We start from the raw sequence: 3015 nt of genomic DNA, 5'->3' as shown, positions 1-3015 counted from the left end.
CCACGATCGAGCGGCACGTCGGGTATCTGCAGACGATGTTGCGCGCCATGGTGGCTTGCCCTCAGCAACCGGTTGCAACGCTTGAGTTGCTGTCACCGGCCGAGCGCCAGTTGCTGCTGCATACATGGAACGCGACGCAGCGGGACTATCCGAAACATAGGTGTGGGCACCAGCTATTCGAAGCGCAGGTCGAGCGCACGCCCGAAGCGCCGGCGCTGGTGTATGAAGCGCAGACACTGAGCTATGCGCAGCTGAACGCACAAGCCAATCGCCTCGCGCACCAGTTGATCGAGCTGGGCGTCAAGCCCGATGCACGGGTGGCGATATGCGTGCAGCGTAGTCCCGTGCTGGTCGTGGGGTTGCTGGCGATTTTGAAGGCCGGCGGCGCGTATGTGCCGCTCGATCCGAGCTATCCGGGTGAGCGCTTGGCGTACATCCTCGCTGATGCGGCACCGAACATTGTGCTCGCGGATACGGCTGGGCGTGCTGCGTTGGGCGAGGCGGCGTTGGCCGAGCGCACGGTGCTCGATCCGGCCACCCTGTCGGCGTTGCCGGACACGAATCCGTCGGTGGCGGGTCTGACGGCTCGGCATCTGGCGTATGTGATCTATACATCGGGCTCGACCGGTATGCCCAAAGGGGTGATGGTCGAGCATCGGGGCGTGGTGAATCTTGCTCTGGCGCAAATCGCCTGTTTTGGGGTGCAGCCAGCCAGCCGCATGTTGCAGTTTGCGTCGTTCAGCTTTGATGCGAGTGCATCCGAAATCTGGATGGCCTTTGGCAGCGGCGCAGCGTTGTATTTGCCACCCGAGGCGGCCCGGCAGGATCGGCATGCTTTGTGGGACTATTTGGCAAGCCATGCGATTACGCACGCGACTTTACCGCCTGCACTGCTTCAACATGGCGCAGATTTGCCCAGCTTTGGTCTGTCCTTAACACTGATTCTGGCAGGTGAAGCGCCCAGTGCAACGTTGGTTCGAGACTTGGCCGACCAAGGCACGGTCTTTAATGCCTACGGCCCCACGGAGACAACCGTTTGTGCCACAGCATGGCGTGGTGCACGTGACTTCAGCGGTGAGGTCCCGATTGGCCGGCCGATTGCGAACACAAGGATCTATCTGCTGGACGCGTACGGCCAGCCGGTGCCACTGGGCGCGGTCGGTGAGTTGTATATTGGTGGCGCGGGGGTGGCACGCGGCTATCTGAACCGCCCGGAGCTGACTGCTGAGCGCTTTGTGCGCGATCCGTTCGTGGACGAGCCCGATGCGCGGATGTATAAGACCGGGGATTTGGCGCGTTATTTACCGGATGGCAACTTAGAATTCTTGGGGCGCAACGATGAGCAAGTGAAGATCCGCGGCTTTCGCATTGAACCGGAGGAGATCGAAGCGTGCTTAACGGCGCATCCGCAGGTGCGTGATGCGGTGGTGGTAGCAACAGGCGAGGGCTCGGATAAGCGGCTGGTGGCATATGTGCAGGCCGAAGCGGACGAGCCACTGGCGAGCACGCTGCGCGCGCATGTCTCCGCCCGCCTGCCCGAGTATATGGTGCCCAATGCGTTTGTGCGACTCGATGCGTTTCCGCTGACACCCAACGGCAAGCTCGATCGGCGTGCACTGCCTGCACCGGATGACGCCGCGCTGGCGCATCAAGCGTATGAAGTGCCGCAAGGCGAGTTGGAGACGACGCTCGCGGCGATCTGGGCCGAGCTATTGGGTGTCGAACGTGTGGGGCGGCACGACAGCTTCTTTGCGCTCGGGGGCCACTCGCTGCTGGCGGTGCGGTTGATTGAGCGCCTGCGGCGTCGAGGCTTGAGTATGTCGGTGCGGGCGCTATTTGAGGCATCGACGCTCAGTGCGTTGGCGCAGACGTTGGGTCAGCGCCGTGACGTGGTGGTGCCGCCCAACGCGATTACGCCTGACACAGCTGCGATTACACCGTCGATGCTGCCGCTCATTGAGCTGACGCAAGCGGACATTGACAAGATTGTCGAGCAGGTGCCCGGTGGCGTGGCTAATATTCAGGACATTTATGCCCTGTCGCCGCTGCAAGACGGGCTGCTGTTTCATCATCTGCTGGCCAGCACAGGCGATCCGTATCTACTGATGGTGCAGTTGGCTTTCGACAGTCGTGAGCGGCTCGACCAGTATCTGCACGCGCTGCAGCAGGTGATCGATCGCCACGATATTTTGCGCACCGCGTTTGTCTGGGAAGGCGTGTCCATGCCCGCGCAAGTGGTGTGGCGCCACGCGCGGCTGCCGGTCACCGAGTTGACGTTGGACGCCGCTGACGGGCCGATCGCGGAGCAATTGGCGCGCCGTTTTGATCCACGTCACACGCGGCTGGATCTGATGCAAGCGCCGCTGCTGCATTGTGCGATTGCACAGGATGGTGAGGGGCGCTGGCTGCTCACGCAGCGGCTGCATCATTTGATTGGCGATCATTCGACGCTAGAAGTGATGCACGCGGAGGTGCGCGCGTTCATCGAGGGCCGAGGCGACGCACTGCCGCCGGCGCAGCCGTTCCGCCATCTGGTCGCGCAAGCAAGGTTGGGGGGGAGCCAAGCTGAGCACGAGCGTTTCTTCACTGAGCAGCTTGCGGACATTGAGGAGCCGACCCTGCCGTTTGGGCTCGCGCAGGTACAGCGCGACGGCCGTGAAGTGAGCGAGTCACACCGGATGCTGCCGTCGGCGTTGAGCGATCGGCTGCGCGCGCATGCGCGGCGCTGGGGCGTGAGCTTAGCGAGTCTGTGTCACTTGGCGTGGGCGCAGGTGCTCGCCCGCGCGAGTGGCCAACCACGCGTAGTGTTTGGCACCGTGCTGTTTGGGCGCATGCAAGCGGGTGAGGGTGCCGATCGTGCGATGGGGCTCTTTATTAATACGTTGCCGCTGCGCGTGGATTTGGAGGGCAGTGTACAGGCCGCCGTGCATGCGACGCATGCGCGGCTGGCCGCGTTGCTCGAGCATGAGCACGCGTCGCTGGCGCTGGCGCAGCGCTGCAGCGGCGTGCCGGCGG

General features: G+C 63.2%; 1 protein-coding gene. It reads left to right on the top strand.

Features of this window, described 5'->3' with window-relative positions:
- On the top strand, nt 1-3015 hold a 3015-nt coding region (locus KPG66_RS17030; RefSeq protein WP_237071630.1), incomplete at both ends, for a non-ribosomal peptide synthetase.

The sequence above is a fragment of the Mycetohabitans sp. B2 genome (assembly GCF_021733735.1).
Lineage (GTDB): Bacteria > Pseudomonadota > Gammaproteobacteria > Burkholderiales > Burkholderiaceae > Mycetohabitans > Mycetohabitans rhizoxinica.
Note: the sequence above shows the minus strand (reverse complement) of the source record. Positions and strands in the feature narration are given on the sequence as shown.